The sequence below is a fragment of the Winslowiella toletana genome (genome assembly GCF_032164335.1).
In the GTDB taxonomy this organism is placed as follows: domain Bacteria; phylum Pseudomonadota; class Gammaproteobacteria; order Enterobacterales; family Enterobacteriaceae; genus Erwinia; species Erwinia toletana_A.
This window is the reverse complement of sequence record NZ_CP134152.1, coordinates 2,085,256-2,111,258: the sequence shown is the minus strand read 5'-3', so window position 1 is coordinate 2,111,258 and position 26,003 is coordinate 2,085,256. Positions and strand designations below refer to the sequence as shown.

Here is a 26,003-nt window from a genome sequence, read left to right as displayed (position 1 = left end):
ATGGACATTCGTCATATACGCTACTTTCTGCAGATCAGAGAAGAGAGCAATTTCACCCGCGCCGCCGAGAAACTAGGCATTGGTCAACCGCCTCTGAGCATGCAAATTCGCGATCTGGAAAGAGAGATTGGGGCCCAACTGTTTCAGCGCACCTCCTCTGGTGCAGTGCTGACCGAGGCCGGCAAGGCATTTTATGAGGCGGTTAAACATATTCCGGATTTGATGACGCAGGCAAAAATTGCGGCTGCGCGCGCAGCCAGTGGCGAAACTGGCTCGCTGACCCTGGGATTTACCGGAACCGTGGCGCTTCATAAGCTGACACGTGAATCGATACGCGGTTTCCGGACGCAGTGGCCTGAGGTAGAACTGAATGTTAATGAAGCAAATTCTCTCGCCCTGATGGAACAATTAGCCGCCAGGCAAATCGATGTTGCTTTATTGCGCGCGCCGCAGCGTGTTGCGGATAATATCCAGCTGTTTTCATTATTCGACGAACCACTGATTGCTGCTCTGCCGGTTGAGCATCCGCAAGCCAGCCAAAGCGACCGGCTGGATTTAAAAACCTTGCAGCAGGATCGTTTTGTGTTAACGCCTGATACCCTCGGTACCAGCCTGCGTGAAGCCACGCTCAGAGCCTGCGAAAAAGCCGGGTTTACCCCCGCATCAGAGCAGCCAGCACCGCATATCGTTTCCATACTGGCGATGGTGTCAGCTGGGCTGGGGGTCTCTCTGGTTCCTGAGTCTACTCGCCAGTTTCATCTGGAAGGAGTGAAATATCGTCGACTCTGCCATCCCGCGGCAGCGATAACGCTCTCAATCGCGCTGAATAAGCAGAATATTTCCCCGGCGGCCGAGAATTTTTATCAGCTGGTCAACTCAATTGTGAACCACGATTAAAAAACGGCAATCCTATGCAATAAGCTTAATTGTTGGCCAGCTTATTTTCATCATCGGCGTAATTAAAGGAAATCTGCGCGCCCTTCTCTTTCGGTAGCCTTCTGGCCTCGAGAAAAACGGATTTCCAGTAAGGGTTATTCAGCGAAGAGCGCATCACGCCTTTACTTGCCGATGCGTGAAGGAAATGTTTGTCGGTATCATAAAAGCCAACGTGCATCTGGCGATGAATACGGAAAAAAACCAAATCACCAGGTTGCAGATGCGCGGGTTCAATTCTTTTACCCATCAGGATCAGCTGACTGGTGGTCACTCTCTCCATCGGAAGGTTAAACCGGTCTTTAAGCGTGCGCCAGACAAATCCGGAACAATCGACGCCGGTCAGTTCGGTTCCCCCCCAATGATAAGGCGTGCCTTGCCATGAGTGCATTTGGTCGTGAAGTGCAGCAATAACCGGAATAAGATCGGTATTTTTGCTGCGACTAAGGGTGTCAGATGAGGGGCGATTGTGGGTTTGCTGTGTGCCAGCAGGCTTATGAGAAGAACAACCCGCTAACGTCAGAAATGACAATACGATTAAACGGTTAAAGATTTTTAGATTTGTCATTCCCTGCGCCAGTTTGTCGGGTTTAGCTGTCTGGGAACGCATCTTAAATACTGGAGCCGTCGAACTCCAGCACTAAGATATTTGATAAAATGACTGAAATTTACAGATAATGACATTAATTTATCAGCGCTGTTATGCGCTCCACCGATAACGGAAAAGCGCCGTCGCTCTGCCGTCACCTGATCACGGCGCTATCGCCGTTTCATGCAGATAGCGCCAGGCGGGCTGCCCGTTATCAATATCAATGATTGCCAGTGACCAGCGCGCCAGGACACTCTCCTGATGATAATGCGTTTCACGATAGCGGCACACCACACTTTCTGCGGTGACGGCCAGCGTTTCACAAGCATCAATGTCAATACGCAACCCCGGGCGTGCAGCCGTGTTACGTCTGAACAGCGCCTCAACTTCGCTCAGTCCAATAAGCTGACCATTGATGGTCACCATGCTGAACGACGCGCTAAAGCTACTGAGCAGTTTCTCCAACATGGACGGTGAACCGTCGCGGCCGGTAAAAACCGCTTCAATCCACTGATGCAGTTCAATCACGCTGCGGTGAGCAATTAACTCTCTTTCTGATGGCATTACGACTCCAGTTCTTAACTACAATGCCTGAACCTGTGCAGAGGCAGTCAGGCCAGCTTAATGGACAACTTCGCCGTCATTGAGGATAAAAATCACTTTTCCTTCCCAGAACTCGGCGATAAATATCTCTTCTTGCTGAATCGCTCTTTTATTTATTTCATCACTGAGCCACTCTTCATCTTTATCCACCGAATGTAGCGCATAACTCCTTACCTTTCCCTGTTTCATAATAATCACTGAAGGCATCACTTCCTCGTCACAGATCACCGTCAGCTGACCGTTGGGCTCAATCTGGGCATAGGCCACGCTTTGAAATGAGTGAACGCCCTGAGAATGAAGCTGTGAGGTGATATTCAGAATATCGATTTTGTTCTGTTTCTGAAGGATATTCTCCATCATAAACCGACCCTTTTTGATAATCGGTATCGGTTCTCCAATGGCAACGATTCGAAAGAAGCTGATGTGCTTGGTCACTGAATTAAGCAGCGAGATTAAGCTAACGCCGATAAGCAATACAATAAGGTACTGATAAAGTGGGATAGTATCACTGTATATCACTCCACCTATCACCCCACCCAGCACAAAGTTACCAATAAAGTCTACCGGGGTCATTTGGGACAACTGAGTTTTACCTGACAGATTAAGATGAAGAATGACAATAAAAAAACCAATAATAAATTTTACTAAAACTATTCCATAGTATTCCACTGTGTCTCTCTCTTGCTGATCTATCCGGGTAACAGCACTGCTGGTAGCTGAGGAATCGCGGGATAATTCGCGAAAAATGAGCTTCCCGCGCGAGTAGTTATGATAAGACATTCGGTCCATCTCTGCATTGCTTTACCCGATGAGTCGTAATTTGTGGTTAAAAATTAAGCAACGGAGCGCTTATTTCCTCGCGCCAGCTTACCGCTGCTGCTGATTAAATAATTGCATCAGGCCACGTATTCTGCGGCATTGGCCGCCAATTATATCAGTCTCGAAAAAGTCAACCGGCTAAAGTTTTTTATATTGACCGTTCAATATAACCACCATAGCTGTTAGTCTGAAAGGGTGAATAATTTCAGGCGTAAACGAAACGGCGTGCCAGGATTATTGTCTGTTAACCACTGTGATAAACACCCAGTACACGGATGATTTGAAGGGTTATATCCATTTCCAGATTTTGTATGCCGTGTCAGTCTTATTCACTGAGATATTTGTAATAGCTTAACCAGAGGTAATTGATGAACAATCCACCTGCCGAAGAAAAAGACAAAATCAACCCTGTGGTGTTTTACACCTCAGCCGGGCTGATTTTAGCGTTTTCTTTAATGACTATTTTTTACAGCGATCTGTCAGCCAGATGGATTCTGAAGGCGGTTAACTGGGTATCAGCGACATTTGGCTGGTATTACATGTTAGCAGCGACTGTCTATATTGTTTTCGTGCTATTTGTCGCCTGCTCGCGCTTTGGCTCGATAAAGCTCGGCCCGGAGCAGTCAAAACCGGAATTCAGCGTGCTCAGCTGGGCCGCGATGCTGTTCGCCGCGGGTATCGGTATCGACCTGATGTTCTTCTCGGTCGCAGAACCTGTCACCCAGTATATGCAACCGCCTGAAGGCGCAGGAGAGACGTTTGAAGCTGCGCGTCAGGCAATGGTATGGACACTGTTCCACTACGGTCTGACCGGCTGGTCGATGTATGCTCTGATGGGCATTGCGCTCGGCTATTTCAGCTACCGTTACAACCTGCCCCTGACCATCCGCTCAGCGCTCTACCCTATCTTTGGTAAGCGCATTAATGGCCCGATTGGCCATACGGTGGATATCGCGGCGGTAGTCGGCACCATTTTTGGTATTGCCACAACGCTTGGCATCGGCGTAGTGCAGCTAAACTACGGTCTGAAAGTGCTGTTCGATGTGCCCGAAGGATTAGGCGCACAGACTGCGCTAATAGTCCTGTCGGTGGTGATCGCGACCATTTCCGTCACCTCCGGTGTTGATAAGGGTATTCGTATCCTTTCAGAACTCAATGTCGCACTGGCATTGGGGCTAATCCTGTTCGTACTGTTCGCCGGTAATACCGAGTTCCTGCTTAACGCGCTGGTGCTTAACGTTGGCGACTATATTAATCGCTTTATGGGTATGACGTTGAATACCTTTGCTTTTGATCGCCCCACTGCGTGGATGAACAGCTGGACCCTGTTTTTCTGGGCCTGGTGGGTGGCATGGTCACCGTTTGTTGGCCTGTTCCTGGCGCGTATCTCACGCGGCCGTACCATCCGCGAATTTGTGCTTGGCACCCTGATCATACCCTTTACCTTTACCCTGCTGTGGCTCTCGGTATTTGGTAATGCCGCACTGTATGAGATCATCCACGGTAATGCCGGTTTCGCACAGGAAGTGATGTCGCATGCTGAACGCGGTTTTTACAGCCTGCTGGCGCAATATCCGGCGTTTAAACTCAGTGCCTCAGTCGCTACCATCACCGGTATGCTGTTCTATGTGACCTCTGCCGACTCCGGCTCGCTGGTGCTGGGTAATTTCACCTCGAAGCTTAAAGATATCAACAGCGATGCGCCTAACTGGTTGCGTATCTTCTGGTCGATCACCATTGGTGTGCTGACGCTGGGGATGTTGTCAACCAACGGCATTACTGCACTGCAGAACGCCACGGTAATTATGGGGCTTCCGTTTAGCTTTGTGATCTTCTTTGTGATGGCAGGACTGTATAAATCATTGAAAGTAGAAGACTACCGACGCGTCAGTGCGAATCGCGATACTGCGCCTTATCTGGTCAGCGGACAGGATCGACTGAGCTGGAAAAAACGTCTTTCTCGCTTAATGAATTATCCGGGCACGCGCTACACCCAACAGATGATGGAAACCGTGATGTTACCTGCCATGCAGGATGTGGCTAAAGAACTCGAGCTGCGCGGCGGAAAAGTGACGCTGGAGAAAATGCCACCGGCTGATGATGAAAATCTGGGCCACCTGGAATTACGCGTGAATCTGGGTGAAGAGCAGGATTTTGTTTATCAGGTCTGGCCGCAGCAGTATTCAGTACCGGGCTTTACCTACCGCGCACGCAGCGGTAAATCCACCTACTACCGTCTGGAGACTTTCCTGCTTGAGGGCAGTCAGGGCAATGATTTGATGGATTACAGTAAAGATCAGGTGATTATTGATATTCTTGATCAGTATGAACGCCACCTGAACTTCATCCACCTGCATCGTGAAGCACCGGGAAACAATATCACCTTCCCGAATGTGTAAATAAGCCTACCGCAGGCCAGATTATTATCTGGCCTGCGTTGTTCAGGTGACTAACAGTGTATATTTCTTCAGGAAGGGGGAATTACGGGGAACAGTCGATGCAACGTACTAGAACATCGGATCGTCAGGTGTACGGCTCACAACAAGCTCCAGCGCTTCACGATAGATATCTTGCGTAACCGGGTCTGACGTGGTTTCCAGTTTTTCAATCAGCTTCAGGATAACCGCTTTATTGGTCACGTGATTTCCAGAAGCGACAATTTCCTTTATAGCTGCACCAATAAACTCAGCTTCGGCTGAATGCTCTCCACCGACGTTATCAATGTAATCAGAAAGCTGACTTTCAGTAGACGACTGCTGCATGGGTAATTCCTCAGACTCTAAATAGTTCATCCGGCCGGGCTGCAAAACGTATATGCCAATAAATCGCTATCCGGCTGTCGTGCAGCATCTTTCAGGTGAGGTAGCATGACTACCCCTCCCGCGACACAAATTAGTTGTTTCGATCATGGGTTAACTCTCTGACTATCAGAGGGTTTACCCCGGATAAAAGCATAGAATGAGATTTCCGTTTCTGCTCAGTGTTTTTTTGTACCGTCAGCGGGTCCGTCGCTGGTAAACAAATGCACGACGTTGTCTCTGTCACGTATTTCATGCGTCATACGGTTTTGAGTGTCGGGCTGGCTGGCTCTCACTTCGTGAATTGCGCGTTGGCAGGCACGACGTTTCACCGCATCAACTTCTGCTTTCGCCATTAATTGCAGTTGATGTATCAAAGCAGCGTTGCTGATCACACCATCGGCACGGATGAGCGTAAGTACAGCTTCGCCCATCATAATATCGGTTAATTTTTCTTCATCACTTCTGTTCATAACAGCTTCTCTGAATCTGAATCAGTTACGCGCCCCTGGGTGGTCAGAGACAGTTACTTGAGCGGGATTCGCTTAAGCGATTCCAGGTCGGGTCCGGCGGAGAAAAGACTCCAGGCGAACACAGACCTGTCAGAATATTTGGGCTGAATAATCGGGGTGGGCACAACAGTAATTCTGAAAACATAACAGCGTATTACTCAGTCTCCACGGCCAAACAGCATACCAATAAGTTCCTGATAATGTCTTTCCTGCTCCTGGGTACTGCACAGCTCCAGACGGGTAAGTAACTTTGCACAAATTGCCTTGCGATTAATATTTTTACCGGCACGCAGAATCTCAACAACGATCAGACCCAGCGTCTCTTGCTGAGACGGTAAACTGGCCTCATTAAAATATTGGGCAATGTTCTGGTCTGGTTTAGGGTTAAATCCATTCTGCCGCATGTGTCTGCCCTCAAAGGAGTAAAGTTCAATAAGCACCCAAGTCTGCCTGGGAGGCTAAGTTATACAGATTTGTAAAACATGTACAGGAATTCTGATTAACTACCGAAATGATTTTTATGCATAAAGTGCTAACTCAACGATAACATGGAGTTAACTCATCCTGTATTGGATAATCCCGCGGAACAATCGGCGGTGAACAGGAAAAAAATTATACAAATTTGCTTTCTGCCTGCACCAGGTGCAGTCATTTAATCTGCTGCTGGTCGCGTTATCCTGCGACCGCAATACAAAGATTACCGGGGGAAATAGTCCAGATGAATATCTGGTGATATACTGTATGCATACCCATAAGCCGGAGGGAAAGTGCAAGGCAGTAATCTCAACCATCGCCAGCTAGCCCTGGAAGTCATTGGCAGAGCAGTATTTCAGCTAATAAAATCCGGTCAGGCCATCGAGCCGCGTAATATCATCCTGATTCTGCAGCTGCAAGGTGCGCAGGCCTCGAGTGAACAACAAAAACGAGTCTACCTGTTAGCCAGGCGTGTCGTGATCGAAGATCTGCGCTAAACGGCAACCGGGTAATTCATTTCCCCTGAGAAACCACCAGCTCAAGGGCTTTACGGTAGATATCCGCCTGGACCACATCTTTTTCACGCTCTAGCTTATCAATCAGGTGTAAAATCACATCACTGGTTCTGACGTTGATTTTTAAGCTGAACAGCTCCTGATAAATTGAATCAATAACCGCATATTCGCTTTGGTAAAGATCATCAGTGTTTTTAAAATAATCAGTGATTTGTGTCTCTGTGCTATATTCTTTCGCGGCAATTTTTGCATGCATATTCAAACTCTCAAAAGTTAAGTTGCTCAGCCAGCAAAGCTGGCGCTGATGTACAACTTTAAAAGGGATCGTTAATCAACATACTGTGTTGACACGAAATAAATCTATACAACAATCTTATTTTTGTACAACTTCATCCGCGTTTATTTATCTGGTCGGAGCTGTTTTTTATGTTCAACTTTAACTAAGTATTTGAATAACATAAACAATCTATTTAATCAGGATGTACAACTTTCTTTAACTTATCCTCTACAATGCCTCGTTACCCGCGCTCATCATTTAGTCATCCACGCCATAACATGGATGACTACGCACCGTCAGGTTGGCAATGAGACCAGCGATTCACGGCTGATTTCGCCGACCGATTTCGCACCGGTTAGCGTCATCGCCACGCGCATCTCTTTTTCAATCAGTTCCAGCAGATTGACGACCCCCGCTTCGCCCGCCGCCGCCAGCGCATAGATGAATGCGCGTCCCAACAACACGCTGTCAGCACCCAGTGCAATCATGCGCACCACGTCGAGGCCGGTACGAATGCCGGAATCAGCAAGAATAGTCATATCCCCTTTTACCGCATCGGCAATCGCCGGCAACGCACGGGCACTGGAAAGCACGCCATCCAGCTGGCGACCACCGTGGTTAGAAACGATAATGCCGTCGGCACCAAATCGCACCGCATCTTTAGCATCTTCGGCATCCAGAATGCCTTTAATGATCATCGGCCCTTGCCAGAACTCACGAATCCACTCCAGATCCTGCCATGAGATCGACGGATCGAAGTTGGCTCCCAGCCAGCCGATATAATCTTCCAGCGTGGTCGGTTTGCCGCGGTAGGCCGAAACGTTACCGAGATCGTGCGGTTTGCCGTTTAAGCCGACATCCCACGCCCATTGCGGATGCGTCATCGCCTGCAGCACGCGGCGCGCCGCCGCGTTTGGCCCGCTCATGCCAGAGTGAGCATCGCGGTAACGCGCACCAGGCACCGGCATATCAACCGTGAACACCAGCGTTTTAACGCCGGCGGCTTGCGCACGCTCCAGTGCGTTGCGCATAAAACCCCGGTCTTTCAGCACATACAGCTGAAACCACATCGGGCGATCGATAGCCGGTGCCACTTCTTCAATCGGACAAACCGAGACGGTCGAGAGAGTAAACGGAATCCCTTTCTTCTCTGCAGCGCGCGCCGCCTGCACTTCACCACGGCGTGCGTACATACCGGTCAGGCCGACCGGTGCCAGCACCACCGGCATCGCCAGTTTTTCACCGAATAGCGTGGTTTCCAGGCTCAGTGCCGACATATTTTTCAGCACGCGCTGGCGCAGGGCGATATCGGCTAAATCCGCAGTATTACGCCGCAACGTATGCTCACCGTAAGCCCCACCATCAATATAGTGAAACAGAAACGGCGGGAGTCTGCGCTGCGCTGCCGCCCGATAATCCGTTGAAGCGGAAATGATCATTTTTCGTCTTCCTTATGTTGTTTCAGTGCGTGACCCGGCAAACGCATCAATCGCTGCTGACGCGCTTCGTCTTCATGTAAGGTTTTCATCGTGTCGTGGACAAAGCCCAAATGGCTCATCGCCGCCTGGCGTGCCGCTTCGGCATCGCCATCGAGGATCGCCTGCAACAGCGCCTGATGCTGGTCGGTCAGTTGGGAAAAAATCTGCGGCTGGCTATACATCCGCTGGCGGCTTTGCAGTACTGTCGACTGCATCAGCTCAAAGAAACCGCGCATGGTCTGCAACAGCACAAGATTGTGCGAAGCCACCGCAATCGCCAGATGAAAGCGCACATCCGCCTGCGCGGCCAGTGCCGGATCATCACTGTCTTTAAGTTTCAGCGTGGCATCAAAGGCATATTTCAGCTGCTGTTTATCGGCTTCGGTGGCGCGGAGCGCGGCATACCACGCGGTACTCGCCTCAATCGCATGGCGTGCTTCAAGGATGTCGTAGCGGTAGTCCGGATCGTCTTCAACCAGCTGACGTAACGGCTCAACAATATTCAGATCGGTCCAGGGCACAATGGGTTCACGCAGTCGGGTACCGTCTCCGCGTCGGCTGATCAGCATGCCAACGCTGATTAGCTGCTGAATCGCTTCGCGCAGTGACGAGCGTGATACGCCCAGTTCGGCCGCCAGCTGGCGTTCGGCAGGCAGCCGCATTCCGGCGAGGAGTTTTCTTTCATCGATCAATGCTTTCAGCCTGACCACCAGAGAGTCTGCCGGACGCGAAGGAGAGTGTTTACTGCTCATCATTTTCCTGACGGTTCAACTGGCAACAGACCAATACCAATATTGGTCCTACCAAATAAGCGTGATGAAACAGTAATGTTAATCTGGTGTGATTGGCATGCAACCCTGCAGCCAGTATTTTCGTCTATCTGTGAGCGACAACGACTTTTAACAGGAATTGGTAGGACCAAAAAGAGTCACTGCCCCGCAGAATGCGTGGCAGTGAGGCAGGCTACATTCTGACGCGGCGTGCCACCAACGCCACCACCAGCAGTAACAGAGCAACCAGCATAAATGCCACTGGCAGGCTGCTGTAATGGGCAACAAAGCCGATACTGGCAGGTCCGGCAAGCACCCCCATGTAACCCAATGTTGAAATTGCCGGCACAGCCACTACCTGCGGCATACTGGTTTGTCTGCCAATCGCTGAAAACATTATCGGCACAATATTGGCGCAACCGATACCGATCAGCGCGTATCCGCCCAGGGAAAATAACCAGTGTGGCACAAAGATAGTCAGGGCCAGGCCACCCGCAGCCACCACTGCACCGACCACCACCACTGGATAGGAGCCAAAGCGCGCCACAATGCGGTCGCCGGTTAAGCGGCCCAAAGTCATGGTGGCGGCGAAACAGGCAAAGCCCAGCCCGCCAGCCGAATCGGGCAGTTGGCGGTATTCAGTCAGGAACACGGCACTCCAGTCGAGTACTGCCCCTTCAGCAAGGAACACCGCAAAACAGATGGCTCCCAACAGCAATACCGCGCCGCGCGGCAGGGCAAAAGCGGGCCCTTCGGCAGGGTTGGCATAGTTAAGTAAACCACTGATACTGATCAGCAGCATTACCAACACCAGCAGCGCAATAATTAAGGTAGCGCTCAGCGGCGACAGGCCGAGCAGCATCATCCCGCTCATCGCCCCGGCACCGGCGATACCACCCACACTGTAAAAGCCGTGGAATCCGGACATAATCGGCTTTGGCGACGCTTTTTCAACGATTATCGCCTGCACATTCATCGCGCAGTCGGTAATCCCAATGCCGACACCAAAAGCCAGCAAGGCCAGTGCCAGCCAGCCGCTGTCAGGAATCACCGCCAGCAGCGGCATAATCAGACTGAAGATTAGCACCGAAACAATCAGCACCGCCCGGCAGCCAAAGCGCGTGGTCAGCGCTCCGGTTAAGGGCATGGCGATCAGCGCGCCGCCGCCGAGGCACAGCAGTAACAGCCCGAGAGTGCCGTCGTTTACGCCGGTATTGAGTTTGGCAAACGGCACCAGCGCCGCCCAGGCGGCAGTGGCGAAACCGGCGATGAAAAACATCAGGCGGGTAGCCGCTTGTTCACGCTTTGCCGGCGTAAAGTCGGCACTCTGCTGTGGCAGAGAGTTGGAGTAATCTGGCATTTTGCTATGTTCTCGTGCAGCGTGATTAAACGGTTAATATTGGCCGTTGAGTCGGTCCAGTACTTGCTGATGCAGCTTAGGACAGCCGCTGGCCACCACTGCCCCGCCCTTCTCGGCTCGCTGACCCTCCAGCGTCGTCACCACGCCTCCGGCTTGTTCAATCAGCGGGATCATCGCCACAATGTCATACGGCTGGAGGGAAAACTCCACGCAGATATCAATGCGCCCGGCGGCCAGCATCGCCATCGCATAACATTCGCCGCCGTAACGCGTCATCAGCGTCTGCTCCGCCAGTTGCGCAAACTGGATCTCCTCATGCATTCCGGCCGGTTTCGGCGCGGTGGTATGCAGAATGGCCTGATCGAGCGACAGGTTTTTACGCGTCTGCAACAGCTGGTGCCCGTGAATACTGCTGGCCCACGACTGTTTTCCATCAGACCAGAACCGCTCGCCGGTATACGGCTGACTCATCATTCCCATTACCGCGTGCTCATTCTCCAGTAGCCCAATCAGCGTGCCCCAAACCGGCAAGCCGCAGAGATAAGGTCGGGTGCCATCAATCGGGTCCAGCACCCAGGTTAACGGGCCACCGCCACTGGTGCCAAACTCTTCACCCATAATCGCATGTTCGGGAAAATGCTGGCCGATTAGCGCCCGCATTACAGTTTCTGCTGCGCGATCGGCGGCCGTTACCGGATCAAAGCGGAATCCCGCTTTCGGTTTGCTTTCGACAGAGAGATCATCGGCGCGATAACGCGACAGGGTTTCTTTACTGGCGGCATTGGCCAGTTGATGAAAAAAGGAGATATCAGGAAGCTGTTGGCTCATATCGTCGTACCCTTAATCGGCATGGTAAAGTTGAAGGCGTTAGCGGTAATAGTTTATGCTCAGTTTTGCTCGATTTGTACAATTAAAGGAAATTTAATGCTCGATTATGCAGCTTTCCCACAGCAGCGGCAATCCCTGATTCGCCAGAAACTGCACGATGAAGGTCGGGTGGTCTGCGCGGACCTCGCGGTACAGCTACAAGTGTCTGAGCACACTATCCGCAGAGATTTGCAAGAATTAGCACGCGAAGGGATCTGCAAGAAGGTCTACGGTGGCGCGGTGAGCATCGTGGCGGAGTCGGGCCCCCTTAGCCACCGCGCACAGGATACCAGCGCTGAAAAAATTGCCATTGCCGCAGGCTGCGCGCGGCGGGTAAAAGAAGGTGGATGCATTTTTATCGATGCCGGCTCTACCAACCTGGCGATGGCGAAAGCGCTGGCACCGCAGCTGAAACTGACTGTGGTTACCAATTCACCGCTGATTGCTGTAGAGCTGATGAACCATCCGCATTACGAGGTAATTATGCTCGGAGGACGGCTACAGAAGCAGACAGGCGGCAGTCTGGGCGTCACGCCACAACAGCAGTTAAGCCATATCTGGTTCGATCAGGCTTTTCTCGGCGGCTGTGCGATGGATGCCGAAGCCGGACTGACTGTATTTGACTATGAAGATGCCGAATTTAAAAAGGCAGTCGTGGAACGCAGCAACGATATTATCGTTGCCCTGACTGGCGATAAAGTCCCCGGCATTGCGCGTTATTCAGTAGCGTTATGCGAAGAAATTTCATTGATGGTGGTGGACAAAAACCTGCAGGAAGAGAAGCTGATGGCGTTCAGCGCGAAGAATATTGCCATCGATTGGGTGTAAATCTGCCGACTGAGTGGCGAAAACGCCGCTCAGTCGACAAACCGTCGCCTGCAAAGATTAATCCAGATCCGCACCGTTGCTGGCGATCACTTTCTTATACCAGTAAAACGACTTCTTGCGGGTTCTGTTCAACGATCCCTGACCGCGATCGTCGCGATCGACGTAGATAAAGCCATAGCGCTTGCTCATTTCGCCGGTTGAAGCCGAAACCAGATCGATGCATCCCCAGGAGGTATAACCCATCAGCGGAACGCCATCATCAATTGCCTGCGCCATCGCTTTGATATGTTCACGCAAATAGCTGATGCGGTAGTCATCGTCGATGTCTCCCTGCGCGTTAATTTCATCCTTCGCACCCAGACCATTTTCAACCAAAAACAGCGGCTTCTGATAGCGGTCGTACATCATATTCATGGTAATTCGCAGCCCAAGAGGGTCGATACCCCATCCCCACTCGCTGGCCTGAATATGAGGATTCTTCAGCGACTTGACGATATTTGCTGCGCTACTGTTACCGTCATTCATATCTGCTGATGCGCAGCGCGAAGCGTAATAGCTGAAAGAGACGAAATCGACGGTATGACGCAGGATTTCACTGTCGCCCGGCTCGCTGACAACAGTCACGCCCTTCTCGCGAAACAGCCGTTTGGTATAAGACGGATAGCTGCCGCGTGCCTGCACATCGATAAAAAACAGGTTCTCGCGATCCTTTTCCAGCGCCGCCCAGACATCTTCCGGTTTACACGACCACGGATAAAAATTGCCCCCCGCCAGCATGCAGCCAACCTGATTTTGTGGATTGATCTCATGAGCAATTTTTGTCGCCAGCGCGCTGGCGACCAGCTCGTGATGCGCCGCCTGATATTTTACCTGATCCTGATTTTCGCCTTCCTCAAATACCAGCCCGGCGCCGGAGAACGGGCTATGCAGCAGGATATTAATTTCATTAAAAGTCAGCCAGTATTTCACCAGGCCATCAAACGCTTCAAAACAGGTACGGGCGTAGCGGGCAAAGAATTCCACCATTTTACGGTTGCGCCACGAACCGTACTCCCGGACCAGGTGCATCGGCACATCAAAGTGACACAGCGTGACCAGCGGCTCGATATTGTACTTCTTACACTCACTGAACAGCTGACGATAAAAGGCAATGCCCTCGGCGTTTGGCGTCAGTTCATCGCCATTGGGATAAATACGGCTCCAGGCTATTGAGGTACGGAATACGGTAAAGCCCATTTCCGCCATCAGAGCGATATCGTCCTGGTATCGATGATAAAAGTCGATGGCCTGATGGCTTGGATAGAACTCCTCGTCACGCACGGCAAAACGCTTATCCTGACCGATTTTCACCGCCAGCCGGTGTGTCCCATGAGGGATCATATCCACCGTGGTGACACCTTTGCCCCCCTCGAGCCAGGCACCTTCCGCCTGGTTTGCGGCAATCGCGCCGCCCCATAAAAAATCGTCGGGAAATGTTGATGCTGACATTCGCGTCCTCTTATCTCAGTTAACTTTTATTGCACGCTGCGGCGCGTCAAAAGGGATTGCATCAGCGCCTGGCTGCTCGCTGTTTTCCACCGGAATATCCTCGAATCCCAGCAGCAAGGTGATGACAAACGACAGCACCACCGCCAGAATCATCACGCCAAAGACCCAGACAATACTCATCGGGTTGGTCGGATCGAAGAACTGCACGCTGGTAAACAGCCCCGGAGAGGCCATCGAGTGGCTGGCCAGCCCGGCAATACCGGCGATGCCGCCGCAGACAAAACCGCTGATCAGGCAGGCTATCAGCGGGCGTTTCAGCCGTACCGCCACGCCGTACAGTGCGGGTTCAGAAATACCGGCTACAATCGCCGAAGCCGCCGCAGCCAGCGCCGTCTGGCGCAGTTCCGGGTTTTTAGTCCGCCAGGCTACCGCCAGCGAAGAACCTCCCAGCGACAGGTTAGCGCCAATTTCTGAAGGCATCACCATGCCCTCTTTACCGGTTTCGGCAATGGTCTGAATAATGGTTGGAGTAAATACGCGATGCATTCCGGTCATCACCAGTAACGGCCAGATAGCGCCCATAATCGCCACCGATAGCCAGCCGAGATAGCTGTGAATGGTGTACACCAGCGCAGAGATACCGCTGCCGATCCAGATACCCAGCGGGCCGATCAGCATAATGGCGATCGGTGCCGCAATCAGCACGATCAGCATCGGTTTCAGGAAATTTTTGGTGACTGCTGGCGTGATGCGATCGACCCAGCGCTCAATATAAGAGAGCAGCCAGGTCATGCACAGCGCCGGGATGACGGTATAGGTGTATTTCACCGCGGTTATCGGGAATCCCATAAACTCCACCTGCTGGCCCTGTGCGGCCTTCGCCATCAGGTCGATAAAGTTCGGGTGAACCAGCACCCCGGCGATGGCAATCGCCAGTGACATATTGGTTTTGAATTTTACTGCCGCTGAGGCTGCCACCATTATCGGCAGGAAGAAGAATGCGCCGTCGCCAATCACATTCAGAATAATCAACGTCGAGGAGCCTTTCTCCAGCAGCCCGCTCATTTCGAGGATCATCGCCAGCAGCTTCACCATTGAACCGCCAATAATCGCCGGGATCAGCGGTGACATGGTACCAATCAGCGCATCGAGAATTCCTGCGCCAATGCGTTTCAGGGTCATTTTCTGTTTTACCGGCGCGGCGACGCGTTCGGTGGTTGTGCCAGACGGCAGCAGTTTCAGCACTTCGGCATACGCCTGTGAAACGTTATTACCCACAATCACCTGGCACTGGTTTTCATTCTGCACCACGCCCATCACACCTGAAATCGCCTTCAGGCGGGCGCCGTCGACCATGCTGGCATCGTGCAGCACAAAACGTAAACGCGTCATACAGTGTGTGACGGCTTCAATATTCCCGGTGCCACCGATGGCTTCAACAATCGATCGTGAAACTGCTTCAAAATTCTTTGACATGAGTAACCACTCTCTTGTAACGCACAATTATTATTAAATTCATATGGTTATAAAATAAAACCGCGTTACCGCATGACAGAGGGAAAATAGGTAACCGGTTCCACACGAGAATGTTCAACAATGCCGACCAGTTCAAGAGGCTTTATAGGTTAATTTTCGTTTTGTGATAGCGATCGATATTGAGCGAGAATTGCAGCAATGAGTGTCGCCAGTAAACTTAAAAGCCGACTTCATGGGCGGTGAAGCGCTATAAACCGCTGTCCGCACTGCAAGATCAATATCAGAACAGTTATTTAGCCGTGACGAAATGTGTAGAATGGCAATAATTTCAAGGATTGCGGAACCAGCCATGTCGACCATGCAGCAAGTGGCAAAAAAAGCCGGCGTCTCGAAAGCCACGGTCTCACGTGTGCTGTCCGGCAAGGGCTATGTCAGTGAAGCCACCAAAGAGCAGGTGTTCAGAGCGATTGAAGAGACGGGATACCGGCCTAATTTGCTGGCGCGTAACCTGGCCAGCAATACCTCACAGTGTATTGGTCTGGTGGTGACCAACACACTGTATAACGGCAGTTACTTCAATGAGTTACTTTCACAAGCCGCAAGGAAACTGGAAGCGAATGGCCGCCAGTTGATTCTGGTCGACGGGAAACACAGTGCCGAAGAGGAGCAGCAGGCGATTCAGTTTCTGCTGGATTTGCGCTGTGATGCCATCATTATCTATCCGCGATTTTTATCCGTCGATGCGCTGGACGTGATAATCGATCAGACAAAGCAACCGATTATGGTAGTGAATCGTAAACTGAGGAAGCATCAAAGCCATTGTATTTGCTGCGATCATAAAGGTTCCAGCTATCAGGCCACGCGCCATCTGATAGCGCGCGGCCACCAGCATATCGCCTTTATAACCGGCTCGCTCGACTCACCCACCGCCACTGAACGTCTGTCAGGCTACAAGCAAGCGCTGCTTGACTGCGGGCTGGCGATTAGCGAACCACGCATTGTGTCAGGAAAATGGAGTCCGTCCAGCGGTGCAGCGGCCGCCGAATCATTGCTTGAACGCGACATCAGCTTTAGTGCGCTGATCGCCAGTAATGATGATATGGCGATAGGCGCGATGAAAACCTTTACCGCAGCCGGCATTCGCGTCCCGGATGATGTTTCAGTAATGGGTTTTGACAACATTCCCACTGCGCCATTCCTGACGCCTTCGCTCTCCAGCGTCAAAGATCCGATCAGCGAGATGATCAACGAAGTGATAAACCAGCTGATTGCCATGCTGGATGGCGGCTGGTTATCCCGCAACAATCTGTTTTTATCTGAACTGCTGATCAGAGACTCGGTCTGCGACGGCCCTTTTAATCCCGCTAAGTGAAAAATCGTCTGCCGCGACAGCCTAATATTTGCAGGTCGTGATAATGGTAGCGTTGGGCAAGAGCGATCAGATGCCGGGTTTCTGCCCGTCGAACAGGCACGATAACATCGTAAGAATAATCAGGCGGTGAGTGCATCATTGCTAACGACACCGCATCTTCGCTAATTGGCATCAGATTGAGATTTTCAATCTGCGCGATGCCGCGATAAGTTTGTGAGAACAGAGGAATCTCAGCGCCAGTACTCTCTTGCAGATGCTGATAAATTCGCAACATATTCCATGCGCTGAGCGTCTCTCCCCGCCTGACGTAATAGCTCACCGACATCCCTTCAGGCAGCGTCACCCTTGCGGACCCATTAAGATATCTGGCGGGCAAAAAGCGGCTGTGTGAAACAAAAATCGCTTTATTATTACCTTCCCGACTGACATACCTGAGAAAAGATCTGTCCTCAATCTCAATTCGTTCCGGCGACATCGTCGCGATAACAAAATTTGGATTGAGCTGACTGCCGGAACGGTTCCCCAGGGTGAAAGAATTACCAGCTAACTTTCCATCCTGAGATGGCGTCAGCAGGCGATATCCCCCCCGCATCACACCACCGGCAACAGATAATATTCCACTGGCAAAAGACAGCCATCCGAGGATGGCTGAGATTCCCGGATGGTTATCGACGGTAACTGAACTGGCAACAGCGCTAATATCCGCCAGTAGTGTCGAACTACCGGTCAACAGCGACAGCTCCGAACTTGCCGCCAGCGCCGCGCTAAGGCTGGCCGCTGCCGCCAGTGATGCTCCCGCAGTAAACAGTGAACTGACAATACCAAGTATGCCAAGCCCTATCCCGGCAGCCGCCTGCCAGCTGAAATGGCCTGAAGGATCGCTACGGTTGATCGGGTCACCGTCGCACCATGCCGAGGGATTCATTCCCCCCGCATCAAAAGGGCTCCAGCTATCCGGGCAACTAAACCGCATTAGTGCCGGATTATAAGCCCGCAATCCATTACCGGGATGTAAGCAATGGCTGACGGGATCACGGCGCTCGCCGTTAAAGCTTGAAAGCACGATACTCATTTCGCCTCCGACTCCTGGATTATGTCGATAAGCAACAAGTAGCGTGGCGCAGGGCATCGGGCAATTAAACAAATACCACAGTTATCATTCTTGACTGCGGATCACGTTCCAGAGTAGCGCCGGAAATTTGGCAAGGACAGCATTAAAGGCGTCACCTACGCCTTTAATGCTGGTTTAATCGATTCAGAAAAAGCCCAGCGGCTCTATGCTGTAGCTTATCAGCAGGTTTTTAGTCTGCTGATAATGATCAAGCATCATTTTGTGGGTTTCACGGCCGATGCCAGATTTTTTGTATCCACCAAATGCGGCATGCGCCGGATAGAGATGATAACAGTTGGTCCAGACGCGTCCGGCTTTAATCGCCCTGCCTACGCGGTAAGCGCGGTTAATATCGCGGGTCCAGACCCCGGCACCAAGACCGTAAATCGAATCGTTAGCAATGGCAATCGCCTCAGCTTCATCCTTGAAGGTAGTAATACCGACCACCGGCCCGAAAATCTCTTCCTGAAACACCCGCATACTGTTATTTCCTTTCAGCAGCGTCGGCTGAATGTAGTAACCGCCAGCTAAGTCGCCTTCCAGTTTCTCAATGCCGCCGCCGACCAGCACTTCCGCGCCCTCTTGCTGCGCAATATCCAGATAAGAGAGAATTTTATCGAACTGCTGCTGCGATGCCTGCGCACCGACCATGGTTTCGCTGTCCATCGGATCGCCACGTTTAATGGTTTTTATCCGTTTCAGTACTGCGTCAATAAAGGGCTGATAGATCGACTCCTGCACCAGCGCGCGCGACGGACAGGTACAGACTTCGCCCTGATTAAGAAAACCCAGCACTACGCCTTCAGCCGCTTTTTCAATAAATGACGGCTCCGCCTGCATAATGTCTTCGAAGAAGATATTCGGTGATTTACCGCCCAGCTCAACGGTGGAAGGAATCAGATTTTTTGCCGCCAGCTCAAGAATATGCCCGCCGGTGGCGGTTGAGCCGGTGAACGCCACTTTGGCGATACCTTTATGCGATGCCAGCGCTTCACCGGCTTCACGACCAAAGCCGTGCACCACGTTCAGCACGCCCGGCGGCACTAAATCGTTGACCAGTTCCGCAAACAGAGTAATCGAGAGCGGCGTCTGCTCTGCCGGTTTCAGCACCACGCAGTTACCTGCCGCCAGTGCCGGTGCCAGCTTCCACGCCGCCATCAGCAGCGGGAAATTCCACGGAATTATTTGCGCCACCACGCCCAGCGGTTCATGGAAGTGATAGGCGGCAGTAAACTCATCTATCTCTGCGGCGCTGCCCTCTTGCGCCCGCAGGCAACCGGCAAAATAGCGGAAATGGTCAACCGCCAGCGGTAAATCCGCCGCCAGCGTTTCACGCACCGGTTTGCCGTTATCCCAGGTTTCATTGACCGCCATTCTTTCCAGATTTTGTTCCAGCCGGTCGGCGATTTTCAGTAGCGTCAGCGAACGTACCTGTACCGACGTTTTACCCCAGGCATCTGCCGCTGCATGAGCGGCGGCGACGGCATTATCGACATCCTGCTGCCCGGATCGCGGAAATTCGCCAATCACCGAGCCATTAACTGGCGAGGTATTGGAAAAGTATTCACCCTGTACGGGGGCAACAAATTCGCCATTAATAAAGTTTCCATAACGTTGTTGCAGAGTGATCAGCGAACCTTTGTATCCTGGATATGCGTAACGCATGGTGTTTCTCCTGTCCATTTCACTGGCGCATAATTAACAATCAGATAACCCAAAATTAACATTGGCAGAAGAACGCCAGGATGTCAGATGGCATGCGGTGAAATTGTGAAGTGGCCGGAAATATCTTCAGCATCAGGCTGATAACGGTAGCTGCGCCATCAGGACCTCCAGCATTTTCTCGCGTAGCGGATCGCGCGCGTCGCGCATCCAGGCAACGGAGAGCGGCAGGCCATTAATCGCTCCGGCTCCGTTGCCGGTTAGCGGAATATAGCTGACATTGCGCGCCGGCATACGTGAAGTCCACTGCGGTACAATGGCAATCCCCAGCTCTGCCGCCACCAGATTGATAATGGTCTGTTTTTCATCAGCAAGCTGGGCAATTCTGGCGCTTAAACCGGCCTCGGCAAACAGATTGATCGACAGGTCGTGGCTGTGCGGCCGCGATTTACGTTCCGGGACGATTAAGGGCTGATCCTGTAAATCAGAAATCTGTAAACAGTCACGTTTTGCCAGCGGATGACTCTGCGGCATTGCGACCACAATGGCTTCGTTAAATAAGAAACGCATTTCGATATCGCGCTCTTTTTTCTCCGGCGGTCGAATAAAGACCAGATCCAGCCGTCCTGATTTAAGCCGGGGTATTAAACGCAGGGTTTTGTCTTCAAATATCTGTACTTCCACATCGGGATAGCGTTTGCGAAACGCCTGTAACAGTTGCGGAATTAAACCGGCAGCGGCGCTGTCGATGGCGCCAATCTTTAGCGTGGTTGCCTGTTGTCGGCCCATCTGGCGATAGCGGCTGGCCAGCGCATCCGCCTGTGCGATTAACAGTCTGGCGTCATCAAACAGTAACAGGCCGGTTGGCGTCAGCGCCACGTTACGTGTCGAACGAATAAACAGCCGGGTTCCCAGATCCTCCTCCAGCAGGCGTATATAGCGCCCCAGCGCCGATGGCAGCATTTCAAGTCGGTGCGCTGCATGTCCGAAATGCAGCTCTTCTGCCACCGCGATAAAACAGCGAAGTTGATGGAGGTCCATGCCAGCTTCCTTAAGGATTATATCAATTTTTTGTATAAACCACGGCTAATGATCGCCGGGAGATTATCTTCATACTCAGTTCGGTAATGCCTGTCACTACCCTACATAAAATAAAAGAGGAAAACCTCATCATGACCTGCAAACTCGAAAATCGGGTATTGCGCAAAATTACCCTGCGCATTGTGCCCTTTATCATGATTCTTTATTTCATTGCCTTCCTCGATCGCGTAAATATTGGTTTTGCTGCGCTGACGATGAATCAGGAACTCGGTTTTTCACCCACGGTATTTGGTTTCGGTGCCGGTATCTTTTTTATCGGTTATTTTTTATTTGAAGTGCCCTCCAATTTAATCCTGCATAAAGTCGGCGCACGTATCTGGATAGCCAGGGTGATGATCACCTGGGGGCTGGTATCAGGTGCAATGGCGTTTGTGCAGGGCACCACCAGTTTTTACACCCTGCGCTTTCTGCTTGGAGTGGCGGAAGCCGGTTTCTTTCCCGGCATCATTCTCTATCTCAGCTACTGGTTTCCCGCCCAGCGCCGTGCGCAGGTAACCGCCATGTTTATGGCTGCCGCCCCGCTTTCCACCGCATTAGGCTCACCAATATCAGGTGCATTGCTCGAGATGCACGGGCTGTTCGGTTTCAGTGGCTGGCAGTGGATGTTTGTACTGGAAGCGGTGCCGGCGCTGATCCTTGGCGTGGTGGTGCTGTTTTACCTCACCGATCGTCCGGAAAAAGCCAAATGGCTGACCGATGAAGAGCGCGAATGGCTGGTCACCACTATGGCGGCAGAACAGGCGCGTCGTCCTCAGCAACAGCATCAAAGCCTGTGGCGAGGGCTGGCGGATCGACGCGTATTGGCGCTGTCGCTGGTCTACTTTGGCACGTCGGCCGGTCTTTATACGCTGGGCATCTGGTCACCCCAAATTATCAAGAGCTTTGGTATGTCGTCACTGGAAGTCGGCTTTATCAATGCCATTCCGGCGGTACTGGCAGTGGGTGCCATGATTTGGTGGGCGCGCCACTCCGACCGCCGCAATGAACGAACCTGGCACGTGATCGCGGCCTGTCTGCTGGCGGCGCTGGGGCTGGTACTGGCGGGAATTGCCACCACGATAGTGGCGGTAATGCTGGCGCTGATTCTGGTCAATATCGGCATCAGTTCATCAAAACCACCGCTGTGGAGCATGCCAACGCTGTTCCTTTCCGGTTCGGCCGCCGCCGCCGGTATCGCCACCATCAACTCCATCGGCAATCTTGGCGGCTTTTTTGGCCCGACGATTATTGGCGTAATCAAGCAACAAACCGGCAGCTATGCCAACGGACTCTATTTTGTCGCCGCACTGCTGGTGCTGTCGGCGTTACTGGTGCTGTGGCTCTCCTGGTCGCAGCGCAAACCGCAATCCAGTGGTAACAGCAATACCGCTGCCACTCAGACCCTGCATCATTAATTATAAGGATTTCACTATGCGTAACTACTCAATTGCCGCTATTCCTGCCGATGGCATCGGCCCCGAAGTGATCAATGCGGGTATCCAGGTTCTGCGCAGCCTCGAGCAGCGCTTTACCGACCTGCGCTTTAACATCACCTCATTTGACTGGGGTTCAGATTACTACAAACAACACGGTGTGATGATGCCGGAAGATGGACTGGCGACGCTGAAAAATTTTGATGCCATCTATTTTGGTGCCGTCGGCGCGCCGGATGTGCCGGACCACATTACTCTTTGGGGCTTACGTCTGCCGATTTGCCAGGGTTTTGATCAATATGCCAACGTTCGCCCGACGCGAGTATTGCCGGGCATCTCCTCACCGCTGCGTCATTGTCAGCCGGGCATGCTGGATTGGGTGATTGTGCGTGAAAACTCTGAAGGGGAATATTCCGGCCATGGCGGTCGTGCCCACCGTGGTTTACCGGAAGAGGTCGGCACCGAGGTGGCGATTTTTACCCGTACCGGCGTCACGCGGATCATGCGCTACGCGTTTAGCCTTGCGCAATCACGACCGCGTAAACAGCTGACGGTAGTGACAAAATCCAATGCTCAGCGCCACGGTATGGTGATGTGGGATGAGATTGCCGCCGAAGTGGCGCAGGAGTTTCCCGACGTCAGCTGGGACAAAATGTTGGTCGACGCGATGACGGTGCGTATGACTCTGCATCCGCAATCGCTGGACACCATTGTCGCGACCAACCTGCATGCCGATATTCTTTCCGACCTCGCAGGCGCACTGGCCGGCAGCCTTGGCGTTGCACCGACCGCTAACATCGATCCCGAACGCCGTTTTCCTTCAATGTTTGAGCCGATTCACGGCTCGGCTTTTGATATCACCGGTAAAGGCATTGCTAACCCGATAGCCAGCTTCTGGACCGCCGCACAAATGCTGGAGCATCTTGGCGAAACGCAGGCGGCGCAGGCGGTGATGCAAGCGATCGAGACGGTATGCCAGGCCGGAATAAAAACGCCGGATGTCGGCGGCACCGCCACCACTCAGCAGGTGACCAATGCCGTCGCGCTGACCATTCTGCAAAAGGTGGCCGTGCCGGAAGGTGAAACGATTGCCTGACGAAACAACGAGCACGCCGCGGGCGTGCTCGGTTAATGATTAACTGACCACCGCCTGAGGCAGCTGCGTGCCGCGATAAAATGCTTCGAGCAGCGAACGCGCCCAGTCGGTGCCCTGCAACGTTCCCGCCTCTGCAGTGATATTTTCTGGCAGGCAGGCGCTCATAATCTGCTGCGTAAACTCGGGATGGAACTGTACCGACAGTGCTGACGGTGAGTAACGAATGATCTGACATTCATCCATCGCCGAACGGGCCAGCACCTTAGCCCCCGGCGGCGCTTTCAGTACCGACTGGCGATGCGACAGCCACGCATCAAACTGTGCCGGTAGCGCAGAAAGCAGCGCATCACCCGCCGCCAGGTTATCCAACCGGTGCAGGCCGCGTTCCCAGCCGTGCGGATTATCCGCTACCGTGCCGCCCAGCGCATAAGCAATCAGCTGATGCCCATAACAGACGCCGAGTAACGGCAGTTGATGGTCAACTGCACCCCGCACCCATGCGGCGGTGCGCTCACTCCACTCGGCGTGATCGGTCACCATCGCCCAGGAACCACTGAGGATGGCACCCGAAACCGTCGCGTAATCGGGAAGTTGTTCACCAAGATGCGGGCGAAACACCTGATACTCAGCGCCCTGTAACTGTAATGCCTGAACAAACCAGTCAATCTGATCGCCAACCCGCGAACTGACTTCAGCAGGCGGAACTTCAAGTTGGATAATTGCCAACGGTGCGGTGTATAGAGGTGACATGCCGAATCAGACTCCTTGTCAACAGAAGATGCCATTACTGCCTGAATGTATCAGGTAACCGGTGCTCAGTCTGACACTTCCCCGTCGCCGCGTCTCATCACTTTTTCAGATTACCTAAGTCAGTTAACATAAAAATAACTTACCCCCGGCAAGGAACATTCGTGTCATGATAAATCGGTGAGTTAACAACGCAACATTAAGGAATGCGTCGTGGCACTGCGTCATTTTTTTTTGGTTTTACTGGTGGTTTCTCTCTGGGCGTTTAATAACGTGGCGATAAAATGGGGTCTGCTTGACCTGCCGCCGCTGTTTATGACCTGCATGCGCTTTGTGGTGGTCGCGATACTGCTGATCCCTTTTACCCGCGTCACCCGTGAACAGCTTCGTTACCTGCTGCCGCTGGCATTCACCTTTGGTTTCCTCCATTTTTCGCTGCTGTTTGTCGGCATTAACTATACTGACGCCGGAACCGGAGCGATTGTGGTTCAGCTGGGCACCCCGTTTGCCATGCTGCTGGCAATGTTGATTCTTAAAGAGAAACTGACGCTGATTCAGGTACTGGGGATTGCGATTTCACTGAGTGGTGTGGCGGTACTGACCGGCAGCCCAACTATTCCCAGTGGGTGGGTGCTGTGCCTGTTACTGAGCAGCGCGGCAGGTTGGGCGATCAGTAATTTGATCGTCAAAAAGTCACCGCCAATTAAACCGCTGACCATGACCGGCTGGATCTCGTTTCTGGCTATCCCGATTGTCGGGCTGGCTTCGTATCTATTGGAAGCCGATCAGTTCAGCGCGCTTTCACACTCTTCCTGGCGCGGCTGGTTCGGCATTCTCTACAGCGCGATTGGCTCGTCAATTATCGCCTATTCGTTGTGGTATGCGTTGCTGAAGCAATATAACGTCAATCTGATTATGCCCTACTCACTGCTGACGCCGGTGCTGGCGGTGACGATGGGAATAGTGGTGCTGGGCGACAGCATGAATACGTTTAAAGCGATCGGGGCGCTGCTGGTGATTGCCGGCACGGCGATTTCTGTGATCAATCTGCGAAGTATACGGATGCATGCGCGCTTTCCACGGCTTTCCAGACGGCGTAAACCGTAATAAGCCAGCTGGCGGCAGAGTCATCAAACGATGACGAAAATGCCGCCGCTAAAATTAATTTACTTCTTCTAACTCGTCACGCATCGCCTGAATCGCTTCACGACTGATGGCCGCCAGCGTGCGGTAGAAAGGCGTGCTGGCGTGCGCTTCCACTTTGCCAAGGAATGCGCCGCACCACGGCATCAGATAGTCGTCAAACAGCGTGATTTGCGCCTGAATTTCGTCCTCTTCCGACTGATCTTCCAGCCATGAAGCCGCCAGCAACAGTGCACCGATATGGTCGGCTGGCGCATCGCTTAATGGCATGCCGCGCTGCTGCAAAAAACTGCGTACATCCGCTTCCTGCGGGCCATTTTCCCACTGTGAACCACACGGGGAAACCTTGCAGTCGCTGCCCACAAACAGCGCATTATAATCGGCGGCCAGCGCCTGCGGATCGCTGTTCTGTTGCAGGCGAGTTAACAGTTCATCCTGCTCCAGCGGCCATTGCTGCTGCAACTTGCCTTCACGCAACAGAGTAAACAGCGGCACCAGCAGCGGATCCTGCGGCTGACGGTTATACAGCGAGCCGAGAATGCGGCAGATGATGGAGAACTCATTCATTCATT

The 26,003-nt window shown here is 52.4% G+C and carries 26 protein-coding genes; 8 read left to right on the top strand and 18 right to left on the bottom strand.

Going from position 1 to position 26,003, the window contains the following annotated elements:
* Positions 1 to 897 (top strand): LysR family transcriptional regulator, encoded by an 897-nt coding sequence (locus RIN69_RS09975; RefSeq protein ID WP_313857168.1) that lies wholly within the window; start codon positions 1 to 3, stop codon positions 895 to 897.
* A 25-nt stretch (positions 898 to 922) separates the two neighbouring features.
* Here RIN69_RS09975 and RIN69_RS09970 read toward each other — a convergent pair whose 3' ends face one another.
* The 3 genes from RIN69_RS09970 to RIN69_RS09960 all read right to left on the bottom strand — a co-directional run bounded on the left by RIN69_RS09970 (position 923) and on the right by RIN69_RS09960 (position 2,794).
* Positions 923 to 1,501 (bottom strand): C40 family peptidase, encoded by a 579-nt coding sequence (locus RIN69_RS09970; RefSeq protein WP_313857167.1) that lies wholly within the window; start codon positions 1,499 to 1,501, stop codon positions 923 to 925.
* A gap of 183 nt (positions 1,502 to 1,684) precedes the next feature.
* On the bottom strand, positions 1,685 to 2,086 hold the full coding sequence (locus RIN69_RS09965) for a hypothetical protein (RefSeq protein WP_313857164.1): 402 nt from the start codon (positions 2,084 to 2,086) through the stop codon (positions 1,685 to 1,687).
* Between the two features lie 57 nt (positions 2,087 to 2,143).
* Complete coding sequence (locus tag RIN69_RS09960) at positions 2,144 to 2,794, bottom strand: DUF421 domain-containing protein (RefSeq protein WP_313857688.1); 651 nt, start codon at positions 2,792 to 2,794, stop codon at positions 2,144 to 2,146.
* A gap of 518 nt (positions 2,795 to 3,312) precedes the next feature.
* Between RIN69_RS09960 and RIN69_RS09955 the strand changes: the two genes are divergently transcribed.
* Positions 3,313 to 5,343 carry a choline transporter gene (locus tag RIN69_RS09955; protein WP_313857163.1) on the top strand — a complete coding sequence of 677 codons (2,031 nt, stop codon included), beginning with the start codon at positions 3,313 to 3,315 and terminating at the stop codon, positions 5,341 to 5,343.
* 108 nt (positions 5,344 to 5,451) lie between these two features.
* Here RIN69_RS09955 and RIN69_RS09950 read toward each other — a convergent pair whose 3' ends face one another.
* The 3 genes from RIN69_RS09950 to ycgZ form a co-directional block, all read right to left on the bottom strand.
* Entirely contained in the window at positions 5,452 to 5,706 is a 255-nt protein-coding gene (locus RIN69_RS09950) for a biofilm/acid-resistance regulator YmgB/AriR (protein ID WP_313857162.1), read from the bottom strand.
* 215 nt (positions 5,707 to 5,921) lie between these two features.
* A complete protein-coding gene (locus RIN69_RS09945) occupies positions 5,922 to 6,215 on the bottom strand; it encodes a hypothetical protein (protein WP_313857160.1) in 294 nt (97 codons plus the stop codon).
* Between the two features lie 197 nt (positions 6,216 to 6,412).
* Complete coding sequence (gene ycgZ / locus RIN69_RS09940) at positions 6,413 to 6,658, bottom strand: regulatory protein YcgZ (RefSeq protein WP_313857159.1); 246 nt, start codon at positions 6,656 to 6,658, stop codon at positions 6,413 to 6,415.
* 363 nt (positions 6,659 to 7,021) lie between these two features.
* On the opposite strand from ycgZ, the gene RIN69_RS09935 reads away from it, so the two are divergent.
* Complete coding sequence (locus RIN69_RS09935) at positions 7,022 to 7,225, top strand: hypothetical protein (protein ID WP_313857157.1); 204 nt, start codon at positions 7,022 to 7,024, stop codon at positions 7,223 to 7,225.
* A 16-nt stretch (positions 7,226 to 7,241) separates the two neighbouring features.
* On the opposite strand, the gene RIN69_RS09930 is transcribed toward RIN69_RS09935, so the two are convergent.
* The 5 genes from RIN69_RS09930 to hisN all read right to left on the bottom strand — a co-directional run bounded on the left by RIN69_RS09930 (position 7,242) and on the right by hisN (position 11,956).
* On the bottom strand, positions 7,242 to 7,499 hold the full coding sequence (locus RIN69_RS09930) for a biofilm development regulator YmgB/AriR family protein (RefSeq protein ID WP_313857156.1): 258 nt from the start codon (positions 7,497 to 7,499) through the stop codon (positions 7,242 to 7,244).
* A gap of 317 nt (positions 7,500 to 7,816) precedes the next feature.
* Complete coding sequence (gene lldD, locus RIN69_RS09925; protein WP_313857155.1) at positions 7,817 to 8,959, bottom strand: FMN-dependent L-lactate dehydrogenase LldD; 1,143 nt, start codon at positions 8,957 to 8,959, stop codon at positions 7,817 to 7,819.
* A complete protein-coding gene (gene lldR, locus RIN69_RS09920) occupies positions 8,956 to 9,753 on the bottom strand; it encodes a transcriptional regulator LldR (protein ID WP_390902505.1) in 798 nt (265 codons plus the stop codon). The genes lldD and lldR overlap by 4 nt, the downstream gene beginning before the upstream one ends.
* Positions 9,754 to 9,961: 208 nt before the next feature.
* Positions 9,962 to 11,128, bottom strand: coding sequence for an MFS transporter (locus tag RIN69_RS09915; RefSeq protein WP_313857153.1), 1,167 nt, complete (start codon positions 11,126 to 11,128; stop codon positions 9,962 to 9,964).
* Between the two features lie 33 nt (positions 11,129 to 11,161).
* Positions 11,162 to 11,956 (bottom strand): histidinol-phosphatase, encoded by a 795-nt coding sequence (gene hisN / locus RIN69_RS09910; protein WP_313857151.1) that lies wholly within the window; start codon positions 11,954 to 11,956, stop codon positions 11,162 to 11,164.
* Between the two features lie 96 nt (positions 11,957 to 12,052).
* On the opposite strand from hisN, the gene RIN69_RS09905 reads away from it, so the two are divergent.
* A complete protein-coding gene (locus RIN69_RS09905; protein WP_313857150.1) occupies positions 12,053 to 12,823 on the top strand; it encodes a DeoR/GlpR family DNA-binding transcription regulator in 771 nt (256 codons plus the stop codon).
* 57 nt (positions 12,824 to 12,880) lie between these two features.
* Here RIN69_RS09905 and RIN69_RS09900 read toward each other — a convergent pair whose 3' ends face one another.
* Entirely contained in the window at positions 12,881 to 14,311 is a 1,431-nt protein-coding gene (locus RIN69_RS09900; RefSeq protein ID WP_313857148.1) for a 6-phospho-beta-glucosidase, read from the bottom strand.
* A 15-nt stretch (positions 14,312 to 14,326) separates the two neighbouring features.
* Positions 14,327 to 15,787, bottom strand: coding sequence for a PTS cellobiose/arbutin/salicin transporter subunit IIBC (ascF, locus tag RIN69_RS09895; protein ID WP_313857147.1), 1,461 nt, complete (start codon positions 15,785 to 15,787; stop codon positions 14,327 to 14,329).
* 349 nt (positions 15,788 to 16,136) lie between these two features.
* Between ascF and RIN69_RS09890 the strand changes: the two genes are divergently transcribed.
* On the top strand, positions 16,137 to 17,159 hold the full coding sequence (locus tag RIN69_RS09890) for a LacI family DNA-binding transcriptional regulator (protein WP_313857146.1): 1,023 nt from the start codon (positions 16,137 to 16,139) through the stop codon (positions 17,157 to 17,159).
* Here RIN69_RS09890 and RIN69_RS09885 read toward each other — a convergent pair.
* The 3 genes from RIN69_RS09885 to RIN69_RS09875 all read right to left on the bottom strand — a co-directional run bounded on the left by RIN69_RS09885 (position 17,152) and on the right by RIN69_RS09875 (position 20,973).
* Positions 17,152 to 18,231, bottom strand: a complete 1,080-nt coding sequence (locus tag RIN69_RS09885) for an RHS repeat-associated core domain-containing protein (RefSeq protein ID WP_313857145.1) — start codon at positions 18,229 to 18,231, stop codon at positions 17,152 to 17,154. The genes RIN69_RS09890 and RIN69_RS09885 overlap by 8 nt on opposite strands.
* 183 nt (positions 18,232 to 18,414) lie before the next feature.
* Positions 18,415 to 19,935 (bottom strand): acetaldehyde dehydrogenase ExaC, encoded by a 1,521-nt coding sequence (exaC, locus tag RIN69_RS09880; RefSeq protein ID WP_313857144.1) that lies wholly within the window; start codon positions 19,933 to 19,935, stop codon positions 18,415 to 18,417.
* A gap of 132 nt (positions 19,936 to 20,067) precedes the next feature.
* The gene (locus tag RIN69_RS09875) at positions 20,068 to 20,973 is read right to left on the bottom strand and encodes a LysR family transcriptional regulator (RefSeq protein WP_313857143.1); all 906 of its coding nucleotides are present in this window, start codon (positions 20,971 to 20,973) and stop codon (positions 20,068 to 20,070) included.
* 131 nt (positions 20,974 to 21,104) lie between these two features.
* Here RIN69_RS09875 and RIN69_RS09870 point away from each other — a divergent pair, with 131 nt between their 5' ends.
* Positions 21,105 to 22,427 carry an MFS transporter gene (locus RIN69_RS09870; RefSeq protein WP_313857142.1) on the top strand — a complete coding sequence of 441 codons (1,323 nt, stop codon included), beginning with the start codon at positions 21,105 to 21,107 and terminating at the stop codon, positions 22,425 to 22,427.
* Positions 22,428 to 22,443: 16 nt separating this feature from the next.
* Positions 22,444 to 23,541 carry a tartrate dehydrogenase gene (locus RIN69_RS09865; RefSeq protein WP_313857141.1) on the top strand — a complete coding sequence of 366 codons (1,098 nt, stop codon included), beginning with the start codon at positions 22,444 to 22,446 and terminating at the stop codon, positions 23,539 to 23,541.
* A 39-nt stretch (positions 23,542 to 23,580) separates the two neighbouring features.
* On the opposite strand, the gene RIN69_RS09860 is transcribed toward RIN69_RS09865, so the two are convergent.
* On the bottom strand, positions 23,581 to 24,291 hold the full coding sequence (locus RIN69_RS09860; protein WP_313857140.1) for a glutamine amidotransferase: 711 nt from the start codon (positions 24,289 to 24,291) through the stop codon (positions 23,581 to 23,583).
* A gap of 210 nt (positions 24,292 to 24,501) precedes the next feature.
* On the opposite strand from RIN69_RS09860, the gene RIN69_RS09855 reads away from it, so the two are divergent.
* Positions 24,502 to 25,395: a DMT family transporter gene (locus RIN69_RS09855; RefSeq protein ID WP_313857139.1), complete on the top strand. Its 894-nt coding sequence runs from the start codon at positions 24,502 to 24,504 to the stop codon at positions 25,393 to 25,395.
* 54 nt (positions 25,396 to 25,449) lie between these two features.
* Here RIN69_RS09855 and RIN69_RS09850 read toward each other — a convergent pair whose 3' ends face one another.
* A complete protein-coding gene (locus tag RIN69_RS09850) occupies positions 25,450 to 25,998 on the bottom strand; it encodes a TorD/DmsD family molecular chaperone (protein ID WP_313857138.1) in 549 nt (182 codons plus the stop codon).
* Between the last annotated feature and the right edge of the window lie 5 nt (positions 25,999 to 26,003).